The 23230-nt window shown below is 67.4% G+C and carries 22 protein-coding genes and 1 tRNA gene; 6 read left to right on the forward strand and 17 right to left on the reverse strand.

What is annotated here, in order from left to right:
• Window positions 1-8 precede the first annotated feature (8 nt).
• The 9 genes from RCH12_RS00500 to RCH12_RS00540 all read right to left on the reverse strand — a co-directional run bounded on the left by RCH12_RS00500 (window position 9) and on the right by RCH12_RS00540 (window position 8776).
• On the reverse strand, window positions 9-2453 hold the full coding sequence (locus RCH12_RS00500; RefSeq protein ID WP_327015741.1) for a DEAD/DEAH box helicase: 2445 nt from the start codon (window positions 2451-2453) through the stop codon (window positions 9-11).
• An 8-nt stretch (window positions 2454-2461) separates the two neighbouring features.
• Window positions 2462-3250 (reverse strand): twin-arginine translocase subunit TatC, encoded by a 789-nt coding sequence (gene tatC / locus RCH12_RS00505; RefSeq protein ID WP_327015742.1) that lies wholly within the window; start codon window positions 3248-3250, stop codon window positions 2462-2464.
• Between the two features lie 11 nt (window positions 3251-3261).
• A complete protein-coding gene (gene tatA, locus RCH12_RS00510; protein ID WP_327015743.1) occupies window positions 3262-3504 on the reverse strand; it encodes a twin-arginine translocase TatA/TatE family subunit in 243 nt (80 codons plus the stop codon).
• The gene (locus RCH12_RS00515; protein ID WP_327015744.1) at window positions 3498-3839 is read right to left on the reverse strand and encodes a hypothetical protein; all 342 of its coding nucleotides are present in this window, start codon (window positions 3837-3839) and stop codon (window positions 3498-3500) included. Before RCH12_RS00515 ends, tatA begins: the two co-directional genes overlap by 7 nt.
• Window positions 3839-4861, reverse strand: coding sequence for a helix-turn-helix transcriptional regulator (locus RCH12_RS00520; RefSeq protein ID WP_327015745.1), 1023 nt, complete (start codon window positions 4859-4861; stop codon window positions 3839-3841). The genes RCH12_RS00515 and RCH12_RS00520 overlap by 1 nt, the downstream gene beginning before the upstream one ends.
• Window positions 4858-5898 (reverse strand): helix-turn-helix transcriptional regulator, encoded by a 1041-nt coding sequence (locus tag RCH12_RS00525; protein WP_327015746.1) that lies wholly within the window; start codon window positions 5896-5898, stop codon window positions 4858-4860. The genes RCH12_RS00520 and RCH12_RS00525 overlap by 4 nt, the downstream gene beginning before the upstream one ends.
• Window positions 5899-5974: 76 nt before the next feature.
• Window positions 5975-6940 (reverse strand): FKBP-type peptidyl-prolyl cis-trans isomerase, encoded by a 966-nt coding sequence (locus RCH12_RS00530; RefSeq protein WP_088456202.1) that lies wholly within the window; start codon window positions 6938-6940, stop codon window positions 5975-5977.
• Window positions 6941-7046: 106 nt separating this feature from the next.
• Window positions 7047-8048 (reverse strand): tRNA (adenine-N1)-methyltransferase, encoded by a 1002-nt coding sequence (locus RCH12_RS00535; protein WP_103431829.1) that lies wholly within the window; start codon window positions 8046-8048, stop codon window positions 7047-7049.
• Window positions 8045-8776, reverse strand: a complete 732-nt coding sequence (locus tag RCH12_RS00540) for an HAD family hydrolase (protein WP_327015747.1) — start codon at window positions 8774-8776, stop codon at window positions 8045-8047. Before RCH12_RS00540 ends, RCH12_RS00535 begins: the two co-directional genes overlap by 4 nt.
• An 83-nt stretch (window positions 8777-8859) precedes the next feature.
• Here RCH12_RS00540 and RCH12_RS00545 point away from each other — a divergent pair, with 83 nt between their 5' ends.
• Window positions 8860-9801 carry a PAC2 family protein gene (locus tag RCH12_RS00545; protein ID WP_103431830.1) on the forward strand — a complete coding sequence of 314 codons (942 nt, stop codon included), beginning with the start codon at window positions 8860-8862 and terminating at the stop codon, window positions 9799-9801.
• 20 nt (window positions 9802-9821) lie between these two features.
• Here RCH12_RS00545 and mshC read toward each other — a convergent pair whose 3' ends face one another.
• The 3 genes from mshC to RCH12_RS00560 are packed head-to-tail and all read right to left on the reverse strand — an operon-like array spanning window position 9822 to window position 13356.
• Window positions 9822-11111, reverse strand: coding sequence for a cysteine--1-D-myo-inosityl 2-amino-2-deoxy-alpha-D-glucopyranoside ligase (mshC, locus tag RCH12_RS00550; protein WP_327015748.1), 1290 nt, complete (start codon window positions 11109-11111; stop codon window positions 9822-9824).
• A gap of 13 nt (window positions 11112-11124) precedes the next feature.
• Window positions 11125-11979, reverse strand: a complete 855-nt coding sequence (locus tag RCH12_RS00555; protein WP_103431832.1) for an undecaprenyl-diphosphate phosphatase — start codon at window positions 11977-11979, stop codon at window positions 11125-11127.
• A 51-nt stretch (window positions 11980-12030) separates the two neighbouring features.
• A complete protein-coding gene (locus RCH12_RS00560) occupies window positions 12031-13356 on the reverse strand; it encodes a M20/M25/M40 family metallo-hydrolase (RefSeq protein WP_327015749.1) in 1326 nt (441 codons plus the stop codon).
• Between the two features lie 105 nt (window positions 13357-13461).
• Here RCH12_RS00560 and RCH12_RS00565 point away from each other — a divergent pair.
• A tRNA-Leu gene (locus tag RCH12_RS00565) sits at window positions 13462-13546 on the forward strand.
• Window positions 13547-13740: 194 nt separating this feature from the next.
• On the opposite strand, the gene RCH12_RS00570 is transcribed toward RCH12_RS00565, so the two are convergent.
• On the reverse strand, window positions 13741-14178 hold the full coding sequence (locus tag RCH12_RS00570) for a hypothetical protein (protein WP_327015750.1): 438 nt from the start codon (window positions 14176-14178) through the stop codon (window positions 13741-13743).
• 251 nt (window positions 14179-14429) lie between these two features.
• Here RCH12_RS00570 and RCH12_RS00575 point away from each other — a divergent pair, with 251 nt between their 5' ends.
• Both RCH12_RS00575 and RCH12_RS00580 read left to right on the forward strand, forming a co-directional pair.
• Window positions 14430-16901, forward strand: coding sequence for a GH36-type glycosyl hydrolase domain-containing protein (locus RCH12_RS00575; protein ID WP_327015751.1), 2472 nt, complete (start codon window positions 14430-14432; stop codon window positions 16899-16901).
• 35 nt (window positions 16902-16936) lie between these two features.
• The gene (locus tag RCH12_RS00580; protein ID WP_327015752.1) at window positions 16937-17653 is read left to right on the forward strand and encodes a hypothetical protein; all 717 of its coding nucleotides are present in this window, start codon (window positions 16937-16939) and stop codon (window positions 17651-17653) included.
• Between the two features lie 38 nt (window positions 17654-17691).
• On the opposite strand, the gene RCH12_RS00585 is transcribed toward RCH12_RS00580, so the two are convergent.
• A complete protein-coding gene (locus tag RCH12_RS00585; protein ID WP_327015753.1) occupies window positions 17692-19287 on the reverse strand; it encodes an ABC-F family ATP-binding cassette domain-containing protein in 1596 nt (531 codons plus the stop codon).
• Window positions 19284-19664 carry a hypothetical protein gene (locus RCH12_RS00590; protein WP_103431837.1) on the reverse strand — a complete coding sequence of 127 codons (381 nt, stop codon included), beginning with the start codon at window positions 19662-19664 and terminating at the stop codon, window positions 19284-19286. Before RCH12_RS00590 ends, RCH12_RS00585 begins: the two co-directional genes overlap by 4 nt.
• 65 nt (window positions 19665-19729) lie before the next feature.
• Here RCH12_RS00590 and RCH12_RS00595 point away from each other — a divergent pair, with 65 nt between their 5' ends.
• Window positions 19730-20620, forward strand: a complete 891-nt coding sequence (locus RCH12_RS00595) for a hypothetical protein (protein ID WP_327015754.1) — start codon at window positions 19730-19732, stop codon at window positions 20618-20620.
• Here the strand turns inward: RCH12_RS00595 and RCH12_RS00600 are convergent.
• Window positions 20617-21543, reverse strand: a complete 927-nt coding sequence (locus tag RCH12_RS00600) for a J domain-containing protein (RefSeq protein ID WP_103459797.1) — start codon at window positions 21541-21543, stop codon at window positions 20617-20619. The genes RCH12_RS00595 and RCH12_RS00600 overlap by 4 nt on opposite strands.
• A 125-nt stretch (window positions 21544-21668) precedes the next feature.
• Here RCH12_RS00600 and RCH12_RS00605 point away from each other — a divergent pair, with 125 nt between their 5' ends.
• Window positions 21669-22316, forward strand: a complete 648-nt coding sequence (locus RCH12_RS00605; RefSeq protein WP_240632461.1) for a DUF1345 domain-containing protein — start codon at window positions 21669-21671, stop codon at window positions 22314-22316.
• 28 nt (window positions 22317-22344) lie between these two features.
• Here RCH12_RS00605 and RCH12_RS00610 read toward each other — a convergent pair whose 3' ends face one another.
• Entirely contained in the window at window positions 22345-23193 is an 849-nt protein-coding gene (locus tag RCH12_RS00610) for an SMP-30/gluconolactonase/LRE family protein (protein WP_327015755.1), read from the reverse strand.
• Window positions 23194-23230 lie beyond the last annotated feature (37 nt).

Genomic DNA, 23230 nt, shown 5'->3' on the forward strand with positions numbered 1-23230 from the left:
TCAACAGCCTAAGCGACCGAGGAATACGCGACGATCCCGCGCCGAATGGAGTCCATCGCCACCCGCGCCGTGCGACCGACGGGGCCGTCCGCGACGAGCGAGAGCTGGTCGAGGAGGTCGATGGTCTGCTTGGTCCAACGCACGAAGTCACCCGCAGCCATCTCGGCCTCCTCCAGCACCAGGCCGAGCGAGTCGCCCCGCGCCCATTTCCACATCGCCAGGCTCAGGCCACCCGCGAGGGGATTGCTGCCGGGCAGCTTGTGGTCCCGTTCAAGGTCGTCGAGCTGGCTCCACAGGATCTGGGTGGCGTCCAGCGCGGGCCGGAACGGGCCCTTGGGCAGGAACCTCTCGTCGGTCTCGCCCTCGTCCCGGCGCGGTTCGAAGACCAGGGCGCACGCCATCGCGGCGAGGCTGGGCGCGTCGAGGGAGTTCCAGAGGCCACGGCGCAGCGATTCGGCGACGAGCAGGTCGCGGTCGGCGTAGATGCGGCGCAAGATGCGGCCGCTCTCGCTCAGCGTGACGGCGCGGCCCTCGCCGGGCACCAGGTAGCCGAAGCCGAGCAAGACATCGGTGACCCTGTCGAACACCCGGGCGACGGCCCCGGTGCGGGCCGTGATCTGGCTGGTCAGCGCCTCGGTCTCCCGGGTCAGTTTCCACCACCTCTGGGCCCAGCGGGCGTGGGCTTCGCGGTCCGGGCAGCTGTGGCAGGGGTGCGCGCGCATGCGCTTCCGCAGAGCGGCCAGTTCCTTCTGGCGCCGGTCCCGGCCCCGCGCGTTCGAATCGGCGGCGGCATTCTCACGTTCGAGGTCGGACAGACGTCGCCGGATGCCGGAATACTCGGTGAAGTCGCCCAGGTGGCAGGCCATCGAGGTGGCGTACCCGTCCAGCGAACTCTGCTGTTGCCGCACCCGGCGGGCCAGGTCCACCACGGCGCGGTCGGCCTGGAACTGTGCGAACGAGGACTCCAGAACCTCCCGGGTGTGTTCCCGGCCGAACTGGTCGATCAGGTTGACGGCCATGTTGTAGGTGGGTTTGAAACTGGAGTTCAGAGGGTAGGTGCGCCGGGACGCCAGCGAGGCGACGGCCTGCGGGTCCAGGCCCTGCTGCCACTGGATGACGGCGTGCCCCTCGACGTCGATGCCGCGGCGGCCGGCGCGACCGGTGAGCTGGGTGTACTCCCCCGGTGTGATCGGAACACGCGCTTCACCGTTGAACTTCTCGAGCTTGTCGAGCACAACGGTGCGGGCCGGCATGTTGATACCCAATGCCAGCGTCTCCGTGGCAAAAACGGCTTTGACCAGCTTCTTCTGGAAGAGCTCTTCGACGACTTCCTTGAAGGCGGGCAGCATGCCGGCGTGGTGGGCTGCCACGCCGCGTTCAAGACCGTCCAGCCACTCCCAGTAGCCGAGAACGGCGAGGTCTTCGTCGAGCAGGGTGCGGCAACGTTCGTCGACGATCTGCCGGATCTGATCACGCTCGGCGGTGTCGGTGAGGCGCACGCCGGCGCGGAGGACCTGGCGCACGGCCTGATCGCAGCCGACCCGGCTAAAGATGAAGAAGATGGCGGGCAACAGGTGCTTGCCCTCGAGCATCCGCACGATCTCGGCTCGGTCCATGCGACCGGACTCCGCTTGCGCGCGCTGCTGGTGGTACCTGCTCTGGTTCGAGCCGCGGCGGCCACGGCCTGACCTGTCGGAGAGCGGCCGACCGCCGGCCTGATTCAGTCGCACCAGCTCCGGGTTCACCCGGTGGGTGGCGGCCAGCCCCGACGAATCGAACAGGTCCAGCATCTTGCTCTTGACCAGCACGTGCTGGTCCAGTGGGACCGGCCGTTCCTCCGAAACAATGACGTCGGTGTCGCCGCGGACGGCCTGCAACCAGTCACCGAATTCCTCAGCGTTGGACACCGTCGCGCTCAGGGATACCATCCGCACCGACTGGGGCAGGTGGATGATGACCTCTTCCCAGACCGCCCCGCGGAAGCGATCGGCCAGGTAGTGCACCTCGTCCATGATGACGAACGCGAGATTGCCGAGCAGGTCGGAATCGGCGTAGAGCATGTTGCGGAGCACTTCGGTCGTCATCACGACGATCCGGGCGCCGGCGTTGACGTTGGTGTCCCCCGTGAGCAGGCCCACCTGGTCCGCGCCGTATTCGGCGACGAGCTCTTGGAATTTCTGGTTGCTCAGCGCCTTCATCGGCGCGGTGTAGAAGACCTTGGCGGTCTTCTGCTGCATGGCCAGGAAGATGGCGAACTCGGCCACGACGGTCTTGCCGGCACCGGTGGGCGCGGCGACGAGCACGCTGTTCCCGGCCTCGAGCGACGCCCCAGCGGCGAGCTGGAAAGAATCCAGGTCGAAGCGCAAGCCCCGACGGAATGTCTCGAGTTTGGGGGTCTGCGCCCGCAGGCGTGCTGCCGTGTACCGGTCCGCCGGTGACTGGAGGTCTGTCATCTGGTGCGCTAGAGCGCCAACTCCCGTTCGAGGGCACGGGCGCGCCGGGCGGCGCGCTTGTCGTGCAGGTACGCGATTCCGTACGCGGCGAAGTACAGCAGGATCATCGGGACCGCGAGCATGAACATCGAGATCACGTCGGCGGCCGGGGTGGCGATGGCGGTGAAGAGGATGATCACCAGAACGGCGATGCGCCAGGACTTGATGATTGAGGCGGCGCTGATCACGCCGGCAAAGTTGAGCAGGACCACAAAGACGGGCAACACAAAGGCGATGCCGATGGCGACGAGTAGTTTGAGGGTGAAATCCAGGTAATTCTGGGCGTTGATGAAAGCCGCGTCCTCCGGCGGCGCGAAACTCGTCATGAGGCCGACGACCTGAGGCAGCACATACCAGCCGGCCGCACAGCCGGCGAGGAACAGGGGCACCGCCGTCAGCACGAAGCCGTAGACGTACTTCTTCTCGCCGCGGGTGAGGCCCGGCATCAGGAACGCGAAGATCTGGTACAGCCAGATTGGGCTGGACACCACCAGGCCCACGTAGAACGCGATCTTCAGCTTGAGGTCGAAGGCGGAGGTGATGTCGGGGTAATTGATCTGCGCGTTCCGGTCCTGTGCCTCGATGATGGCGTAGATCGGTTCGCGCAGCGCGGACCAGACTCCCTCGGAGAGCATCCACCCGATGATGGCGCCGACGAGGATACCGGCGGCGGCACGGAACAGGCGCTTGCGCAGCTCGACCAGATGCTGGCCCAGCGACATCGTGCCCGCACGGTTCGCACGCTTGGTGGTGCGCACGGCCACGGGAGTTAGGACTTCGTCTGGTCGCCCGGGCCGACGGTCCGCGTCGTACCGTCAGCGGCGTCCGGGTGCGCCGGCGTGCCGGTCTTGTCTGCAGGCTCGTCGACGCTGTCGCTCTTGATCTCGTTCTTGAAGATCTTCATTGACTGGCCGAGGCTGCGGGCCAGGCCGGGCAGCTTGGGCGCACCGAACAACAGCAGGATGACGACGAGGATGATCAGAAAGTGCCATCCGGTCAGATTGCTCAACATGAGGGTCGATCCTCTGGCTTGTAGGGAGTGTGTTGGATTAGTTTACCCCGGTTGATCCTGAGATCCCGCCGGTGCGCTCGTCGGTGCGCACGCTCGATGCGAGCCTGGTCGATCGCGGCGGCCAGGTCCCGTCGCTTCTGGAACACCGCCGGTGAGAATGCTCTCCTCGGCAGCGCGGTGTCGAGGTCGAGTTCGGCCAGCTGGTCACCGAGGTCTTCGAGGGCGCCGAAGGTGACCATCAGCTTGCGAAACAGGCGCACCGCGAACCAGGCCAGCATCGCGAGGAGCCCGGCGACCAGCAACGCCCAGATCAGGATCCAGGACCAGACCGGCATCAGGTCGTCGCCCCGGCGGTGGGCTCGCTCTGCGCGGTAGCCGGCGACTCGTACCGGGCGGCGCCGGCGGCGGCCCACTCGGCGACGGTCTGTCTGGCCAGGCCCGGATCCACCACGGTGACGACGCCGGACAGGCCGGCGACGAGCCGCTTGAGACCGTGGAAGTGCGACACCCGCAGCTGCGCCCTGGAGCGTCCGTCGTCGTCGGCCGGTCCGTGCGGAACCGGCCCATAGTCGGCGAGGAGTTCCAGGGCCGCAGCCGGCAGTTCGATCGTGACGGTGAGGTCGTCGGCCGTGCCCTGGAACAGGGTGTCCGGCAGGAGGACGCCGTCATCGTGGGCGTCTGCTGGCACATCCGTCGAACGCAGGTTGCTCATCCGGTCGAGTCGGAAGGTGCGCATGGCCTCGCGCAGATGGCACCAGCCGCGCAGGTACCAATCGTTGTCGACCGATTCGATCCTCAACGGGTCGACGCAGCGGTGCTCATCGGTCCCCCGGGCATTGAGATAGTCGAATTCCACCTGGGTACCCGCCCGCACGGCGGCCTGGATGACCGAAATGGCCACGTCGGCGTCGGTGCGGGACACCGCGAGCTGGCTGGGAGCGCCCGTGGAGCTGCGGGTGAGCTTGGCCATCAGGGTGGCGATGGCGTCCCGGTCGCCGTTCTCGGGGAGGGCGGAGAGATACTGCAGCCCGGCGATGAGCGCGGCTGCCTCTCGGGCCGAGAACCGCGGCGAATCGTCGATGGCGACCAGGTGGGTGAGGACGATGTTGTCGTTGGTTTCGAATTCGTCCCACTGGATGTCGAAGAGGTCGCCGTGCAGGTACTGGCGGGTCTCCCCGGGCACTCCCGACATGGCGATGAGGTTCACCGCATCCCGCACCCGCTCGGGAGTGACCCCGAAGTGGTCGGCCACCGCGGTGACGCTCACCCTGTCGTGGTCCATCAGATACGGCACGAGGGACAGCAGGAAGGTGAGCTTGTCCGATGCCCCGAACGCGACGGGCTTGGCGGCGGTCATCGTGCGGCCTCCGGCCGGGGCAGTGGCGTCTCCACCAGTGGGGCGTGGCTGTCCCGCACCCGGCGGAGGCGTTCCAGGACGGCGTCGATCAGGGTGGGTGGGGACAGCACGTAGACCTCCGGTCCGTAGCCGGCCAGCTCGTCGGCGAGGATGTTGACGTCGGTGTAGTGCAGTTCGACGCTGTCCGCGGCGCGGCCGGGCTCGCCGCGCTTGCTCAGCCGCACCGCGGCATCCGAGCCGGGTTCGACGGTGATCAGGGCGACCTGGGCCTGCCAGAGTGCGTCGAGTTCGGCGAGGGCCCGTTCGCCCTGACCGTCCTCGGCCGGTGCGATGGTGCGACCGGGCACGGTCACCACGGGGCCGACGATCCTGGCGAGCAGGAAGGTGCGGGTGGCTCCGGCATCCTGATCGGCGGCGTACAGGTGCCACCGGCCCTCGTGCAGCACCACGGCCAGCGGGGCGATGACCCGGCGGCGCGGCGCGCTCTCGCCCGGTTTGAGGTAGAGGAATGCGACGACCTGGCCGCGGTCCATGGCCTTGCCGAGGGGTTCGAAGGACGCTTCGCGGGCGCGCAGCGACGGTGCGTAACCGATCACGGGGTCGCTCGAGTCGATGCCGAGAGAGTTGAGCTTGGTGAGTGCGCGGCGGGATTCGGCCGAGAGGGACCCCTCCCGCCACACCGCGGCGGCGAGTTTGAGGAGCATGATCTCGTCGGGCGAGAAAACGATGTCTGCCGGCAGGTCGTAGAGCCCCTTGGGGATGCGGTAGCGCAGGTGGTGGTTGCTGCCCGGGTCGTCGGGCGACTCGATGGTCTCGAGCGGGATACCCAGTTCCCGGATGTCGTCCTTGTCGCGTTCGAACTGCCGCTCGAGGCTGGCGTTGTCACCGCCGACCCGGAACCGCTGCCGGTAGCCCTGCACGGTCGAGAGGATGTCGGCCTTGGTCAGGCCGATCTGGGTGGCAATGAGCGCAAGGACCAGGCTGAAGAGGCGTTCCTCGACAGTGACCGGGTGCGGCTGTTCTGGGGTGGGCGACACGTACGCGATTCTATCGGTGGTGCACTCAATGGTCGGCCCATCCCTCAGAGGACCGCGGGATGGGCCGGGAAGCCGGTTAGTCGACGCCGAGGATGTCCACGACGAAGACCAGCGTGGAGCCGGCCGGAATGGTGTCGGTCGCCTGGTCGCCGTAGGCCTGGTCGGGCGGGAGGACGGCAACGATCTGGGATCCGACGGTCTGGCCGATGAGAGCGTTGGCGAAGCCGGGGATCACGCCGCCCTCGGTGGTGGAACCGTCCGCGGCCACGAAAGCGGCCGGAGTTCCGGCGGCCCAGCTGGAGTCGAAGACCTCCTTGGAGTCCCAGACGACACCGGTGTAGTGCACGGTGACCGTGGACCCGTCGGTGACGGTCTCGCCGTCGCCCTTCTTGAGCACGCCGACCTTCAGCTCGGTGGGCGGCTCGGCCGAGGGAATCGTGATGCCGGGGGTGCCGTCATCCGCGAGGACCACGGCGGGCAGTCCGGCCACGGGCAGCTGGTCGGCGCCGTCGGCGCGGGTGAGGTACGCCTTGACGACATCGAGCACGAACACGAGCGAATCGTCCGCGGCGACGCCGATGTCTTCGTTGCCGCCGGCCGGACCGAAGGTGTCGGCCGCCGACGCGACAACGGCGACCCTGGAGCCCACCTGGGCACAGAGCAGACCGTCGGTCAGTCCGGTGAGGGTCTGGTCGTTGAGGACAAAGCTGGCCATGGTGGTGCCGTCGTACGAGCTCTGCTCGATGGCCTCACCCGTGGTGGCATTGAAGACGCTGAGGTCGACCTGTACCTTCTGGCCTTCGGTGAGGCCGGGGCCGGTGCCGTCGATGATCTCGCTGCGCTGGGTGGTCTCGGTCTTCAGCGGGGTCGGGAAGTCGACGGTGGGGGACGAACCGAACTTGCCGGTCACCTCCACCAGCTTGGACGCGTCGCCGGAGGACACCGGAGCCGTGCAGTCGGCATTGTCGGGGCCGGCGCTGCAGGCGGTCAGGGTCGCGAGCACCAGGCCGGCGGTTGCGATAAGTGCGGGAACTTTACGCACGGGTCCTCATTTCGATACGGGGAGGCGGCAGCGTGATGCCGTCGAGTGACTGTCGGGGTGGATGCTGGCCGAATCCGCTGGTGCGGGCGGCAGGCCGAAGCCCATCCTATCCGGCGTCGAGGTCCCGAGCCTTGGAGAGCGCCGCGCCGTTCTCTGCGGTGCGGTTGCGCTTGCGCATCACCTTGGCACTGACGGACCTCTCACCCAGGGCGCCCGGGGTCCACAGCTCGACGTCGGCGTCGCTGAAGTCGGTTTTGGAGGGGCGACGCTTGAGCTCGGGCAGGATCGTGTCCGGTGCGAGACGGCGGGCGGTGATGAGGAAACCGGTGTGACCGATCATCCGGTGGTCGGGGCGAACCGCGAGGCCTTCCACGTGCCAGCCGCGCACCATCGTCTCGTGTGAATCGGGGTTGGTGTAATTGCCGGTGGCGCGGATGGCCTCCGCGACGCGGGACAGCTGGGTGACGGTGGCCACGTAGCAGAGCAGCACTCCCCCGGGCTTGAGCGCGTCGGAGACGACATCGATGCACTCCCACGGGGCGAGCATGTCGAGCACGACCCTGTCGACGGACTGGGCCGGCATGGTCTCCGGTAGCGTGTCGGCGAGGTCGCCGAGCGTGATCGACCAGTTCTGCGGGTCGCTGCCGAGGAAGGTGGCGACGTTGGCGCGGGCGACGTCGGAGAATTCCTCCCGGCGTTCGAAGGAGGCCAGGGTGCCGGCCGGGCCGATGGCGCGCAGCAGCCAGAGGGACAGCGCGCCGGAGCCGACGCCGGCCTCGACCACCGTGGCGCCGGGGAAGATGTCGGCCTGGGCGAGGATCTGGGCGGCATCCTTGGGGTAGATGATGGCCGCGCCGCGGGGCATGCTCATGACGAAATCGATGAGCAGCGGACGCAACGCGAGGTGTTCGACGCCCACGTTGTTGGTGACGACGGACGCGTCGGGCAGGCCGATGATGTCGTTGTGCTCGAGGATGCCCCGGTGGGTGTGGAACGTCTTGCCCGGTTCGAGGGTGATGGTGTTCAGCTTGCCCTTGGGGCCGGTGAGCTGCACTCTGTCGCCGGCGCGGAACGGACCGCTGTTCTGGATGACCTGGTTGTCGCTCATGCGAGTGTTGCGTCCTCGGTGTGGGTAACGGTGCGGGTGGATGGGGAAGGTCGTCGGGTCAGGTAGAGCTCCGTCAGGGTGGCCAGCGAGCTGCCGGTCAGGCTCTGCACCAGCGTGTAGTGCTCACTCTCCTCGAGGGGAACCATGTGCGGAACCGCGACGACGACGGCGCCGGAGGCGACGGCCGCGGCGACGCCGGGGAGGGAGTCCTCGATCGCGACGGAGTGCCTGGGGTCGACGCCGAGGATGCCCGCAGCGGTGAGGTAGGCCTCGGGGTGCGGCTTGCTCTGCTGCACCATGTCGCCGGAGACGATGGTGGCGAAGGCGTCGAAGCCGACGAGGTCGGCGATCTGGCGGGCCATCCTGTGTTCGGACATCGTCACCAGGGCCATCGGCATCCCGGCGCCGTGCAGCTCGGTGAGCAACTCGTGGGCCCCGGGGCGCCAGGGGATGCCGGCCGAACCGAGCTGCTCCTGGACTCGGGTGGTGAGCACCTCGACGATGGCCTCAGCGGCGAGGTTCACCCCGCGGTTCTGCAGGATGGCGGCGGAGCCGAGCAGGCCGGAGCCCACCAGGAGCATGGCGTCTGCGTGCGTCCAGACGCCGCCGAGGGACTCCACGAGCTCGTGTTCGGCTCGCATCCAGTACGGTTCGGTGTCGACCAGGGTGCCGTCCATGTCCCAGAGGACGGCGGCGGGTGGGGACGAGAATGCGGGGATCAGTGTCACGGGGTTCAAGTTTAGGGGGCACGGCCTATCCTTGAAGGAGGCCACCCAGTCGTGGTGGCCGGAATACACGAGGTTTCATTCAAGTGACAGACGGCAATGGGTTCCTCAGCGGACGTCTCCTGGTGGTCGCCTTCGAAGGATGGAACGATGCGGGTGAAGCCGCAACGGGCGCCGTCAGCACGCTGAAAGAGCTTCTCGATGTCGAAGAGGTCAAGCGGATCGACCCCGAACTCTACTTCGATTACCAGTTCAACCGCCCCAGCATCTCCACCGATGAGGACGGCCACCGGGTCATCGAGTGGCCGAGCGCGGTCATGTACGGTCCGATCGTTCCCGGGGCCAGCGGGGTCCCGTTGGCCGAAGACGCTCAGCTCAAGGTCAGCGGCACCAACGCCGGGAACATCTACCTGCTGGTCGGAACGGAGCCCTCCCGCAGTTGGAAGAGTTTCACGGCCGAGATCCTGGATTCCGTGCTCGCCGCCGATGTGAGCGGGATCGTCTTCCTCGGCGCGATGCTGGCGGACGTGCCGCACACCCGGCCGATCTCGATCTTCGTCTCGAGTGACAATCCCGAGGTGCGTGCCGAGTTGCAGATCGAGCGCAGCAGCTACGAGGGGCCCGTGGGTATCCTCAGCGTGCTGGCCGCGGCGGCGGAGACCGTGGGTATCCCGAGCCTGTCGATCTGGGCATCAGTGCCGCACTACGTGCACAACGCTCCGTCGCCCAAGGCCATGCTCGCCCTGATCGACAAGCTCGAGGAGATCATCGACGTGGTGATCCCCCGCGGCGACCTGGTCACCGACGCCTCCGAGTGGGAAACGGGCATCGACGCCCTCGCCGCCGAGGACGAGGAGATGGCAGCGTACATCGGTCAGCTCGAGCAGGCCAGGGACACCGTCGACTCACCGGAGGCGAGCGGAGAGGCGATCGCCCAGGAGTTCGAGAAGTACCTGCGGAAACGCGGCGACGGCGGCCGGGACGGCTGGGCCGACGGCCGTCAGGGCCCGGAGCCCCGCCAGCCCTGAGGCGGACCAGCCAGGGTGGGCTAGAGCTTGACGCCCAGGAGCGCGTCGATCGCCGCGGCCACGAGGGCGCGGTCGTCCACGCCGGCCGCCACAGCCGCGTCCACAGCGTCAAGGGCACCCCGGGTGTCGAGATCGTCGACCAGCGCGGCGCGCATCCGCTCGACAACCGCCGCAGCGCTCTCGAACGCCGAGACTGCAGCGCCGGCCGCGGAGCCAACGGTGTCGACGGGGCCGAAGGCCGACGTCCACGCCACCAGGCGAGCCTCGGCATCAACCAGCTGCTGCGCGGTCCACTCCCAGTCGGTGCGGTAGTGCTGAGCGAGCAGGGCCAGGCGGATGGCGCGTGGGTCGGTGCCGCCGGCCCGAAGCCGGGAGACGAGAACCAGGTTGCCCAGCGACTTGCTCATCTTCTCGCCCTGGTAGGCGACCATGCCGGTGTGGCTGTACACCTGGGCCAGCGGATGCCCGGACAGCGCGGCGGCGTGGCCGGCGCTCATGTCGTGGTGCGGGAAGATCAGGTCGCTCCCGCCGCCCTGCACGGTGAAGTCGGTGCCGAGCTCGGCGAGGGCGATGACCGAACACTCGATGTGCCAGCCGGGCCGGCCGGCCCCAACGGGTGACTCCCAGGAGGGCTCTCCCGCGCGGGCGGCGCGCCAGAGCAGCGGGTCGAGCCTGTCGCGCTTTCCGGCTCGGTCGGGGTCTCCGCCGCGCTCGGCGAACAGCGTGAGCATGGTGCTCTGATCGAGGTTGCTCTCCTCGCCCAGGGCCCACGGCGCCTGGCGCTCGGCCGCCCGGATGTCGAAGTACAGGTCGGCGCCGGGTCCATCGGGCGTGGGCAGCGCATCCGGCGTCGGCACCTTGTAGGCCAGCGCGGACTGGCGCAGCGCCAGCACCGCGGCGCTGATGTCGTCGATGACGTCGGTCACGGCCACAAAATCGTCGGGCGGGATGATGCCCAGGGACTCCATATCGGCCCGGAACAGGTCGGTCTGCTCCACGGCGAGGTCACGCCAGTCGACGCCTGTCGCGGTGGCACGTTCGAGCAGGGGGTCGTCGACGTCGGTCACGTTCTGGGCGTAGTGCACCCGGTAACCGCCGTCACGCCACACCCGCTGCAGCGTGTCGAAGGCGAGGTAGGTGGCCGCGTGGCCGAGGTGGGTGGCGTCGTACGGCGTGATGCCGCAGACGTACAACCTGGCCACGTCGGTCGGTTTGGCTTCGACGATCGAGTCCGTCGCGGTGTCGTGCAGGCGCGGGGCCAGCGAGAGTCCCGGAATCGACGGGATGACGGGGTGTGACCAGGCGCGCATGCTTCCAGCCTAACTACGCCGTGATGGTGTTCGTGCCCAGCAGGATCATCACGACGATGCCCAGCGCAATGCGGTAGACCACGAACGGCATGAAACTGCGCTTGGAGATGTAGTTCATGAAGAAGCCGATCACGAACAGCGCCACGACGAACGCCACGACGGTGGCGACGAGGGTTTCCAGCGGGCCGAACAGTTCGGGTGTGCAGTTCGCGGCGGCCACGACGCAGGGTTCCTTGATGGACTTGTAGACCTGGTAGAAGCCACTGCCGAGAACGGCGGGGATCGCGAGCAGGAACGCGTATCGGGCGGCTGCGGCCCGCTCGTAGCCGAGGAACAGGCCGGCCGTGATGGTGCCGCCGGACCGCGAGACGCCGGGGATCAGTGCCAGCGCCTGGGCGAAACCGAAGATGACGCCGTGCCCCACGGTGAGGTCGTCCAGTTTGCGGCGCTTGGCACCGACATAGTCGGCGACACCCAGCAGCACGCCGAAGGCGATGAGCATGATCGCGGTGACCCACAGGTTGCGCAGGCTGGTTTCGATCTGGTCCTGGAAGAGCAGGCCCAGGACGACGATGGGCAGGGTGCCGAGGATGATCAGCCAGCCCATCCGGGCATCCGCGTCGCTGCGGGGTACCTTGCCGACCAGGGATTTCGCCCATTGGCCGATGATGCGCACGATGTCGCGCCAGAAGAAGATCACTACGGCCGCCTCGGTGCCGATCTGGGTGATCGCCGTGAACCGGGCGCCGGGGTCCTCACCGGTGCCGAGGAACTGACCCACGATGCTGATGTGGGCGCTGGAGGAGACCGGCAGGAATTCGGTCAAGCCCTGGACCAGGCCCAGGATGACCGCGTTGAGGAAGTCCACGTGATACTCGTTTCGCTTGTGCGGTGTGCTGGCCGGTAGCGCTTCAGTGGGCTAGTACGTCGTCAGCAGATCGGTCAAAACCGTCCTGCCAAACACTAATGCGTCCAGTGGCACACGCTCATCAACGCCGTGGAACAGCGCCGGAAAATCCAAATCGGCTGGGAGTTTCAGCGGGGCGAAGCCGTATCCTTTGATGCCCAGTTTGCTCAACGCCTTGTTGTCGGTGCCGGCAGGCATGAGGTACGGGAGTACCGGGGCGCCCGGGTCGTGGGTGCCGAGGGCCTGGACGATCCGGTCGATCAGCGGGCCGGCGAACTCGGTCTCCAGTCCCACGTCCTGGTGCATCACCACGATTTCGATGTCCGGGCCGACCAGCTCGGCCAGTTCGGCCAGCACGGCGTCTTCCTCGCCGGGCAGGGAGCGCACGTCGATGAGGGCCTCGGCGCGATCGGGGATGACATTGTGCTTGTAGCCGGCCTGCAACACCGTCGGGTTCATGGTGGTGCGCAGGCTCGCCTGGATGAATCCGGATGCTGTGCCCGTCGCCAGGGCCAGCTCGTCCGGACCCATGGACTGCGGTTCCACACCGAGGATCCGGGCGATCTCCGAAAGCAACTGCCGGGTGGTGTTCGTCAGGCGGATGGGCCACTGCCGGCGCCCCACCTTGGCGACGGCCTCGGCGAGTCGGGTGATGGCGTTGTCCGTGACCAGCCGGGAACCGTGGCCGGCCGGGCCGTGCGCCACGAGCTTGAGCCAGATGAGAGCCTTCTCACCGGTTTGGAGCAGGTAGGCCCGCTGGCCGCCGATGCTGATCGAGTAGCCGCCGACCTCGCTGATGGCCTCGGTCGCTCCCGCGAACAGGTCCGGGCGGGTGTCGACGAGGTGGTGCGAGCCGAACACTCCCCCGGCCTCCTCGTCGGCGAAGAACGCGATGACGAGGTCCCGCTCCGGCTGGCCGCCCTGGTCGAGCACATCCGTGAGGGATGCCAGGATCATCGCGTCCATGTTCTTCATGTCGACGGCGCCGCGCCCCCACAGCATGCCGTCCTTGATCTCGCCGCCGAACGGATCCACCGACCAGTTGGCCGGGTCGGCGGGCACCACATCGAGGTGGCCGTGCACGACCAGGGCGCCCTTGCTGCGGTCGCGGCCGGGTACCCGGGCGACCACGCTGGTGCGACCCGGCTCCGAATCGAACAGCTCCGGCGCCAGGCCCAGGGCGCGCAGCTTGTCGGCGACGTACTCCGCGGCATCCGTCTCACCGTTGGAGCGCCCCTCGCCATAGTTCGTCGTGTCGAACCTGATGAGGTCGCGGGCGATCTCGGTGGTGAGGTCGAGAGCATTGGCCGAAGCGGGGCTGGTGGCGGGGGCTGTCATGCAGTTCACGCTACCGGGCATGGAACCCACTGGTGTCCGGAAGTGGTTTGGATCCGTGCTAAGTTATTCCCCGGCAGCAAAACATAACTGCGGCCAAAACATCCAGTCCGGGTGGCGGAAATGGCAGACGCGCTAGCTTGAGGTGCTAGTGCCCGTATAGGGCGTGGGGGTTCAAGTCCCCCCTCGGACACGGAGATTGTTGGTAAGACAACGATCAACGAGAACTGGTTGAGACAGTTCACGGGCCGGATCTCAGGATCCGGCCCTGTCTCGTTAACGCGCACCAGTGGTTCTCCAAGAAGGGTGTGCGCTGGCACCTCACGCCTACACAGGCTGATGCGGTCCGCTACGAATTCCGCACCCGCCAATCCAGCATTGACTGGATCAGTAAGACGTCGCTCCGGATACGTACCCGAAGCTCGCCAACGTGTAGATGACTCCGTCGAGCTCGACCCGGGAATAGCCCTCCGGCTTGGAATCACCATTGTAAATATCTCCGAAAAGCAGAAGAGCTTCGGTGGCCAGAAGTTTGTACGTGCGCCGCTCGACTGGAGACGTGATCACGTTCGACGCGATGCCCCTCACGCTGGCGGCCGGAGAGAGCCCGAAAGCGAAGAACCGAGTCAGAACGTGCGCGGCACCGTCCGCGTCTTCGATGTAGTCGCGTTCGGTTTCAAACGGAATGACCGTCTCCCCGACGACCAGCTTGAACGCGCCGCCAGAGGATTTCCCCCGGGACCCCAGGAACTGTATCCACACGCCCCGCTCGTCATCAATGATCTTGTGATCACTCGCGCCAGCGGCTCTCTCGATACGGAACATGTTCTCGATTTCAGTGAATGGTGCCGGTGTTGAACTGCGAGGCGCACCCCTCGACGTGCTGAACTCTATCCATCCCCAACCCCAAAACGACGCGACTCCCCCAGCGTGTGGTGGCTCCACGGTCCTGATGCTAGAGTCATCCCAGGCGCTCGTGAGAGCGCTCTCACAGAGACCAGGCCCGGCTGCGCCGGCGGATTCAGAGCGATGAATCCCCCGTGGCACCCGGTCCCTTGAACCGAAAAGGTGCACGCATGAAGTTCGGCCACTTCGACGATGAAGCCAGGGAATATGTCATCGAGACCCCGTTGACTCCCTACCCGTGGATCAACTATCTCGGCAGCGAGGATTTCTTCTCGCTGGTCTCCCACACGGCGGGCGGGTACACCTTCTACAAGGACGCCAAGATGCGTCGCCTGACCCGCTACCGCTACAACGACGTGCCCACCGACTCCGGTGGACGCTACTTCTTCATCAAGGACGGCGACGACGTCTGGACGTCCAGCTGGCTGCCGATGAAGAAGGACCTCGACTTCTTCGAAACCCGCCACGGCATGGGCTACACCCGCATCACCGGTGAACGCGGCGGCCTGCGGGTCTCCACGCTGTACTTCGTTCCGCTCGGCGAGACGGCGGAGGTGCAGAAGGTCACGATCACCAACACGTCGGATGCGGTCAAGACCTTCTCCCTGTTCTCCTACCTGGAGTTCTGCCTGTGGAACGCCCAGGACGACCAGACCAACTACCAGCGCAACCTCTCCATCGGCGAGGTCGAGGTCGACGGCAGCGCGATCTACCACAAGACCGAATACCGGGAGCGTCGCGACCACTACGCCGTGTACGGCGTGAACGCCGAGATCGCCGGCTTCGACACCGACCGCGAGACCTTCGTCGGCCTCTACGAAACCCTCGCGGAGGCCAAGGTCCCGCACGCCGGCGCCGCGGCGAACTCGATGGCCTCCGGCTGGTACCCGATCGGCTCCCACCAGGTCGACTCGACCCTGCAGCCCGGGGAAAGCCGTGACCTGGTCTTCGTTCTCGGCTACGTCGAGAACAACGCCGAGACCGGCGAAGAGAAGTGGGCCGACGACGCCAAGCAGGTCATCAACAAGACCCGGGCCCAGGCCCTCCTCGCGCGTCTGTCCACCACCGAGGCCGCGGATGCCGCCTTCGACGCCCTCGGGGTCTACTGGACGGACCTGCTTTCCGCGTACACGGTGACCTCGCCCGACGACAAGCTCAACCGGATGGTCAACATCTGGAACCAGTACCAGTGCATGGTGACCTTCAACATGAGCCGCTCGGCGTCGTACTTCGAGACCGGCATCGGTCGCGGCATGGGCTTCCGGGACTCGACCCAGGACCTGCTCGGTTTTGTGCACCTGATCCCGGACCGCGCTCGCGAACGCATCCTGGACATCGCCGCGACCCAGCTGCCGGACGGGTCGGCGTACCACCAGTACCAGCCCCTCACCAAGCGGGGCAACAACGAACTCGGGTCCGGCTTCAACGACGACCCGGCCTGGCTGATCATCGGGGTGGACGGCTACCTCAAGGAGACCGGCGACTACACGATCCTCGACGAGGTGGTGCCGTTCGACAACAACGACGCTCTCGCCGAGACCCTGTACACCCACCTGACCCGGTCGTTTGAGTTCACCCTGAACAACCTCGGTCCGCACGGGTTGCCGCTGATCGGGCGTGCCGACTGGAACGACTGCCTGAATCTGAACTGCTTCTCGACAACGCCGGGCGAGTCGTTCCAGACCACCGAGAACCAGGCCGGCGGGGTCGCCGAGTCCACCTTCATCGCCGCGCAGTTCGTGCTCGCCGCGGGCCAATACGCCACCATCGCCGAACGCGGTGGAGACACCGTGCAGGCGAACAAGGCCCGCCAGGCCGCCGCCGACATGAGCCAGGCGCTGTTGACGCACGGCTGGGACGGCGACTGGTTCCTGCGTGCCTACGACTTCTACGGCAACAAGGTCGGCACGGCCGAGGACACCGAGGGTCAGATCTGGATCGAGCCGCAGGGCTTCGCGGTCCTCGCCGGCGTCGGCGTCGAGCACAACAGCGACGGTACCCCGGTCAAGACCAGTCCCGCGTTCCGTGCCCTCGATTCCGTGGACCGGCTGCTCGGCTCCGAGCACGGCCTGGTGCTGCAGTACCCGGCGTACAAGAGCTACCGCATCGAATTGGGCGAGGTCTCGACGTATCCCCCGGGCTACAAGGAGAACGGTGGCATCTTCTGCCACAACAACCCGTGGGTGATCATCGGCGAGACCGTGATCGGCCGCGGCGCGAAGGCGTTCGACCACTATCGGAAGATCACCCCCGCGTACCGGGAAGACATCTCCGAGGTGCACCGCACCGAGCCCTACGTGTACGCCCAGATGATCGCCGGCAAGGAGGCCGCCAGGCACGGCGAGGCCAAGAACTCCTGGCTGACCGGCACGGCGGCGTGGAACTTCGTGACCGTTTCCCAGTACCTCCTGGGCGTTCGCACCGACTACGACGGTCTCGTGGTCGACCCGCAGATCGGACCGGACGTCGCGGAGTTCACCGTGACCCGGCAGGCCCGCGGTGCGACGTACGTCATCACCGTCGCCAACTCGGGCCGTGAAGGCTCCCGCGCCAGCCTCGAGGTCGACGGTGTTGCCATCGAGGGGCGCACGGTTCCGTACGCGCCCGCCGGCGCAACAGTGCAGGTGAGCGCGACCCTGTAGGGGAACCAGGTGCGGCCGGCCGGATACTAGTGGGTATGGACGTCTCCCGGACAGCCCGCTCACGGGCCTGGCAGCTGTGCGTCGCCGTTGCGTGCGTCGGTGTGCTGATCACCGGATGCGGCCATGGCGACGCCACGGCTCCGTCCGCCGCCGGCCCGACCATGGGGTCGGCGCCGGCCGGGCCCAGCGCCGACGAGGTCTTCACCGCGTGCGGCTCACCCGGGATCGTGGACTACGACCCGATCGAGTCACTGGCGGTGCTGGCCGGGGACAGCACCGTGGTGATCATGGGCGAGATCGCTCGGATCCAGGCGGGCCGCGACAGCACCTACACCGCATCGAAGGAGACGTCGACGACGCGAAGCGCGGTGATCGTCGTGCCGAACGTCACGGTTGTCCACGGGAAACTGGACCCGGCCGTCAACGGCACCGTGTACATCGAATTCGCGTCGGGCGGCCCGGACGAGTGCTCGCGGATTGTGCCGGCCGGAACGGCCATCGTTGCTTATCTGGAGCCGGCCTGGGACGGCGCCCGCAGCTACGTCGACGAGGACCCGACCTCCGAGTACACGGAAATCCTGGAGCCCGACGCCGGGAGGCCCGCCGGCCAGCCGCTGTACCAGGCATCCGCGCTCGAGGGTCTGGTCTGGCAACTGCCGGGCAGCGCCGAGGTGATCTGGCCGCTCTACCTGGGCACCGGCCCCGGGTCGATCCGTGAGGCCCTCCCGGACGGTACTCTCGCCGGCCCCTAGCGATCCTGAGGGGTGCATGCGATGCGCGGGTCAGGCGGTCAGGCTACGGCGACCTCGACCTCGCCGGCTTCGGCGCCCTCGCTACCGAAGATCAGCCGACGGTTGGCGATCTTGTCGGTGAAGAACCTGTCGTGGCTGACCACGACCACGGCGCCGGGGAAGTGCAACAGGGCCCGCTCCATCACCTGGGTGCTGGACATGTCCAGGTGGTTGGTGGGCTCGTCCAGGAGCAGCACCGACGCGCCGGAGAGCAGGCACTGGGCCATGGCCACCCGGGCCTTCTGGCCGCCGGAGAGGTTGCCGATCTTCTGCTTGAGGTCCGCCTCGGAGAACTGGAACATGGTCAGGAACCGGTTCACCGACTTGCGGGTCGCGGTGAAGGCCAGGCTGCCCTCGAGAGCGTTGACGGCGTGGCTCACGGTGTCGGTGTCGTCGAGCTCCGCGAGGACCTGGTTGTACGAGACCATGCCGGCGCCCTTGGCCCAGTCGACCTCGCCGTGATCCGCGGATTCTTCCCCCGTGAGCACCCGGAGCAGGGTGGTCTTGCCGCTGCCATTGGCACCGAGCACCACGATGCGGTTGCCGCGGCGGATCTCGAAGCTCAGGTCGTTGAAGAGCACCTTCTCGCCGTAGGCCTTGCTGAGCATCTCCACCCGGCAGAGCACGTCCTTCACGTGCAGACCGCCGTAGATTTCGGTGATGATCTTGTCGACCGGCCGCGGCGTGCGGGACTTCTTGATGGTGGCCAGCTGGCTGCCGAGCTTGCGGCTGGCATTCTTCTGGGCCTCGCGCCGGTCGGCGATGCCTTCGGATTCGAAAGCGAGCAGTTCGGACTCGTGCACAAACTGCTGCTCGAGGGTCTTCAGCCGGAACTGCTTCTGAACCACGTACTCGCCGAAGTTGCCCGGGTACTCGTGCAGGTGGAAGTTCTCCAACTCGATGATGCGGGTGACGACGGCGTCGAGGAAGGTGCGGTCGTGCGACACGATCACGGCGGCGCCCGTGAAGTCGCGGAACCAGCCCTCCAGCCACTCCACGCCGGCCACGTCGAGGTAGTTCGTGGGCTCGTCGAGCAGGAGCACGTCCGGTGCTTCGAGCAGGATCTTCGCCAGGGCCGCGCGGTTGCGCCAGCCGCCGGAGAGTTCGTCGATCGCACAGTTACGGTGCGCCTCGTCGAAGCCGAGGACGGTCAGGGCAGCATCGATTCGGCGCGGGTAGTCCCAGCCGTCCAGCCGGTCCATGTCCTCGAACAGTTCGGACTGGCGGTGGATCAGCCTGTCGAGCTCGGCGCTGGCCGAGGAGTCGGCGGCGATGGCAAGGTCGATGGAGGCGAGTTCGGCCTCGACGGCCTTGATCTCGACGAACAGGGCATCGAGGACCTCGGTGATGGTGGACTCGCCGTTCAGCTCGGAGAACTGGGAGAAGTAGCCGATCTTCACGCCGTCGTCGACCGTGACGGTACCGGTGTCCGGCGTCACCTGGCCGAGGATCAGCTTGATGAGGGTGGTCTTGCCCGACCCGTTCCGGCCGATCATGCCGACCCTGTCGCCCGGTTCGAGCCTGAAGAAGGTCTCGCGGAGCACCTGAGTGTTTTCGAAACGCACGGTGACGTCGTTCAGCCGGATCAGGCTCATGAGTCCTGCTCCCCCTGCTCGGATGCGTCGACGATACCGATGAAGCGGCTGCCGATGCCGTCGACCTCGCGGCGGCTGAGGCCGGCCGCGGCGGCCGGGAGCTCGTCGTAACCGTGGTGATCGCAGCTGAGGTAGGTGAACGTCGGCCACCATTTCTTCGGCCGTGCCGCCTCGGTGAACCCGCACACGCTGCAGGTGAGCTCGATCCAGACGGGCTTCTTGCCGGTGCGGTTCGCCCGGGACTGCACGAGCCAGGCGGGCGGGTTCTTCTCGATCTCGGCGAGCTGGGCGTCGGTCATGCGGCTGGGAAGGTCGTGGCGCTGTGCCATCTCGAGGGGAATGTCGAGGCGGAGCGCTGCTTCTCGTCTGGTAATCATCAGGTTCAACGATAGGTGCTGGGACGGGCGCCAACGCTCCGGGGCGGGAACTGGTTCAATGAAGCATGCCTGAAACTGTTTCCCCGCTCGGCCTGCTGCTCGATGTCGATGGTCCGATCGCCAGCCCGGACACCCGCACCATCGCCACACCGAGCATCATCACCGACCTCATCACCCTGGCCGGTGCGAACGTGCCCATCGGTTTCATCACCGGTCGGTCGGCGCAGTTCATCAGTGAGCAGGTGGTGGCCCCGCTGGTCGCCGCGGGCCTGCCGCGCGAGATGCGCATGTACGGGGTCTGCGAGAAGGGCGCCGTGTGGTTCCCCATCACCGACTCCGGCATGGGCGAGGTCGTCATCGACGCCAGCGTTGCCCTGCCTGACCCCGTCGTGAGCCGCATCCGCGAGCTGGTCGCCACCGACTATGCCGACACCATGTTCTTCGATGAGACCAAGCTCGCCATGGTCTCCGTCGAACAGCGCACGGATGTCGACCGGGCCGCCTACCACGCCGCTCAAGCGTTGTTCGAGGACGCCGCGTACACGATCATGATCGACCACGGACTGGGCGTGCGCTTCGGCGACAGGGTCTCCCCCGACGCCGAGGGAGCGGTCCCGTTCCGCATCGACACCACCATTATTTCCACCGACATCGAGTCGGTCGACCTGGACAAGGACCACGCCGCCAAGCGAGCCCTGGCCTTCTTCGCCGAGGGCGGGCCGCTCCCGCAGCTGTGGCGTTCGGTGGGCGATTCCCGCAGCGACTACCTCATGGCCGACCACCTGCACGCGGCCGGCTACGAGGTGGCACACGTGGACGTGCGACCGGCCGACGGCATCCTGGAGCGGCCGTACCCGGTGATCGTGGAGGGCGATCTCATCCACGATGAGGCCGGCGCCGCATTCCTGGGCTACTGGGTGCAGAAGCTCGGGCTCGGCGAGGCCGTGCCCGCCTAGTCTTCGACGAAGCGGATGCCGTTCTGCAGGGTGCTGCGCAGCTCGAAGACCTTCTCGAAGCTGCCCCGTTCCATCCCGGCGATGCCGTCACGCAGCACCCCGACCAGGCGGGACCGCGGGATCACGACCACCATCGGCCGCCTGCCCCGACTCGGCAGCGACACGGGTTCTGCCACGAGCTGATCAGGCACCACCACGACCAGCGCGGTGAAGCGCACCCGCAGGGACTTGGCGAGGATGCGTGCCGCGGACGCGAACTCGTCCAGCGGCTCCTCGCCTGGCGCCAGGCCATCGCCGACGAGTTCGCCGCGCTTGAGTTGAACGGGCGTCCCCCAGTCCTCCGAGAGGATGGCGAATAGTCCGGCCGGGCCGAGAACGACGTGGTCGATCTTCTCGACGTCCTCGCGGGTGGCGATGTCGTGCCAGGCGGTGTAGCCGATGCCCAGGCCCGAGATCAGCTGGGCTGTGCTTTCCTCGGCGAGGGCCTTGGCCAGCCGGTGTCGGATCTCCCGTGGCGCCGATCGCACCAGATCGGGGGCGTACGGGTCATCGATGACGGTGCCGCGACCGGCCCATTCCCGCAGCATCGCGAGATAACGCTGGCGGGAGTGGCCGCCGGGGTGCCCGTGCATCCTGGCCTTCATCCCGGTCGAGGTGGGCCTGCTTGACGGGCGTGACGCGGTGCTCGCGCCGGAGTATGCGGTCTCCGGATAGCGGGCCCCGTCGTAGGCGGCCCGGGACTCCGGGCTTCCGATGCGTTCCCAGGCGATCTGCACGGCGTGGAAGGACGCCGCACTGCCGCCGACATCAGGGTGGGATTGCCGCAGCTTGAGGCGGTACGCGCGTCGCAGCTCTTCGTCGGTCACCGACGGGCTCACGCCGAGCACCTCGTAGGGGCTGGCTGCGGCCGGACTCTCTGACATTCGGGCGGTCTCTTTCGGCCTGGAACGGGTTGGGTCGTACGTCTCCCAGCCTAGCCAGCGTTGCTGGTATCCCGCCGACACCGTGTGGCGCCCGCGCAGCGATCGATTTGTGCAACGATCAGCGAGTGAAGACCTCAACTCCGGTTCCCCGGGTGCACCGATCGAGCACCCGGTTCATCGTCATGGTGACCGTCGGCATCCTCGCGGGTCTGGCGTCTGGCCTGCTGGGCAACTGGTTGCTGGCGCCGGCGATCGGCTGGGCCGTCGCGGCTGTGCTCTACATCGGCTGGGTGTGGGTCAGCGTCGCTCCGCTGGACGCCGCCACCACGGCAGCCCACGCCACCAGGGAAGACCCGTCGCGGGGCATCACCGACCTGTTGTTGATCCTGGCGAGTCTGGCCAGCCTCGGCAGCATCCTCATTGTGCTGGTGCAGGCACGCGCCGCTGAGGGGGCGGGCCAGGGCCTGCTCGCCGCGCTGGCGCTGGTCGTCGTCGCGCTGTCCTGGGTGCTCGTGCACACCCTGTTCGCCCTGCGGTACGCCTCGCTCTACTACGCGGATGATGACGGCGGCGTCGATTTCAACCAGCTGGAGCCGCCCAGGTACGCGGACTTCGCGTACCTGTCCTTCACAGTGGGGATGACCTTCCAGGTATCGGACACGTCACTGACGTCGTCGACCATTCGTGCGGTGGCCTTGCGGCACGCGCTGATGTCGTTCCTGTTCGGCTCGATCATCCTGGCAACACTGATCAACCTCGTGGCCGGCCTCTGAGCCGTGGCCGCGGCGCCGTGCCGGGCCGCTAACCGGCGAAGGGCGCTTCCGCCAGTCCCGCGACCCCGGGGGTCACCGTGAAGACCGAGCCGGCCAGCGGGTCCTCTTCGGGGGCGAGACCTTCGCGGGACGTGGTGATGTACAGCCGGCGAAGGTCGTCGCCGCCGAAGGTGCACGCCGTGACCCGCTGCGCGGCCACCTCGATGACCTCGTCCAGGGTGCCCTCCGGCGAGTAACGGCGCACCGCCCCACCGGCGTACAGCGCGACCCAGACGCCGCCCTCGCTGTCCACGGTGAGGCCGTCGGGGTAGCCGTCGGCGGAGGGGATGTCGGCGAAGGTGCGCAGCCCGGTCAGTCCGGTCTCCGGGGTCCAATCGAAGACCCCGATCCGGCCGGTCGGGGTGTCGTTGTAGTAGGCCAACGAGCCGTCCGGGCTCCAGGCGAGACCGTTGGAGATCGTCACACCGGCCAGGGCCAGCTCCACGGAGCCGTCCGGTGCGAGCCGGTAGAGCGATCCGGCGCCGGTGCGCTGGTCATACGCCATCGAACCGCAGTAGAACGAGCCGTCCGGAGCGGCGCCCCCGTCGTTCATCCGCACGCTCGCATCCGCCCAGACCTCCGGCAGTCGGGTCAGGGTGCCGTCGGCGTCCTCGAGGGCGAAACCGCGTTCGAGGGCGATGACCGCACCGCCGCCCACGCGCGGTCGCAGGGCCGCGGCGATGCTGTCAACGTGCCGCCGGGTGACCGTGCCGTCGGCGGCCAGGGACAGAACGTCACCGGCGAACAGGTCGACGAGGCGCAGTCCGCCCCAGGACTGTGCGAAGACCGGACCCTCACCGTGAAAGGTGATCGGGTCGGTGAGCTGTTCGGCGCGCATGGGTTCCTCGTGGCTGGGCTGGGCTGGTCGGGCCGGG

The organism is Cryobacterium sp. MP_3.1 (genome assembly GCF_035984795.1).
Classification (GTDB): Bacteria; Actinomycetota; Actinomycetes; order Actinomycetales; family Microbacteriaceae; genus Cryobacterium; species Cryobacterium zongtaii.

Coding starts and splice junctions, on each gene's coding strand:
- RCH12_RS00595 (WP_327015754.1), top strand. CDS start 19,730: ATGCCTGAAACTGTTTCCCCGCTCGGCCTGCTGCTCGATGTCGATGGT.
- RCH12_RS00520 (WP_327015745.1), bottom strand. CDS start 4,861: ATGACCGCCGCCAAGCCCGTCGCGTTCGGGGCATCGGACAAGCTCACC.
- RCH12_RS00500 (WP_327015741.1), bottom strand. CDS start 2,453: ATGACAGACCTCCAGTCACCGGCGGACCGGTACACGGCAGCACGCCTG.
- RCH12_RS00610 (WP_327015755.1), bottom strand. CDS start 23,193: ATGCGCGCCGAACAGCTCACCGACCCGATCACCTTTCACGGTGAGGGT.
- RCH12_RS00515 (WP_327015744.1), bottom strand. CDS start 3,839: ATGCCGGTCTGGTCCTGGATCCTGATCTGGGCGTTGCTGGTCGCCGGG.
- RCH12_RS00575 (WP_327015751.1), top strand. CDS start 14,430: ATGAAGTTCGGCCACTTCGACGATGAAGCCAGGGAATATGTCATCGAG.
- mshC (WP_327015748.1), bottom strand. CDS start 11,111: ATGCGCGCCTGGTCACACCCCGTCATCCCGTCGATTCCGGGACTCTCG.
- tatA (WP_327015743.1), bottom strand. CDS start 3,504: ATGTTGAGCAATCTGACCGGATGGCACTTTCTGATCATCCTCGTCGTC.
- RCH12_RS00585 (WP_327015753.1), bottom strand. CDS start 19,287: ATGAGCCTGATCCGGCTGAACGACGTCACCGTGCGTTTCGAAAACACT.
- RCH12_RS00570 (WP_327015750.1), bottom strand. CDS start 14,178: ATGTTCCGTATCGAGAGAGCCGCTGGCGCGAGTGATCACAAGATCATT.
- RCH12_RS00580 (WP_327015752.1), top strand. CDS start 16,937: ATGGACGTCTCCCGGACAGCCCGCTCACGGGCCTGGCAGCTGTGCGTC.
- RCH12_RS00535 (WP_103431829.1), bottom strand. CDS start 8,048: ATGAGCGACAACCAGGTCATCCAGAACAGCGGTCCGTTCCGCGCCGGC.
- RCH12_RS00590 (WP_103431837.1), bottom strand. CDS start 19,664: ATGATTACCAGACGAGAAGCAGCGCTCCGCCTCGACATTCCCCTCGAG.
- RCH12_RS00600 (WP_103459797.1), bottom strand. CDS start 21,543: ATGTCAGAGAGTCCGGCCGCAGCCAGCCCCTACGAGGTGCTCGGCGTG.
- RCH12_RS00560 (WP_327015749.1), bottom strand. CDS start 13,356: ATGACAGCCCCCGCCACCAGCCCCGCTTCGGCCAATGCTCTCGACCTC.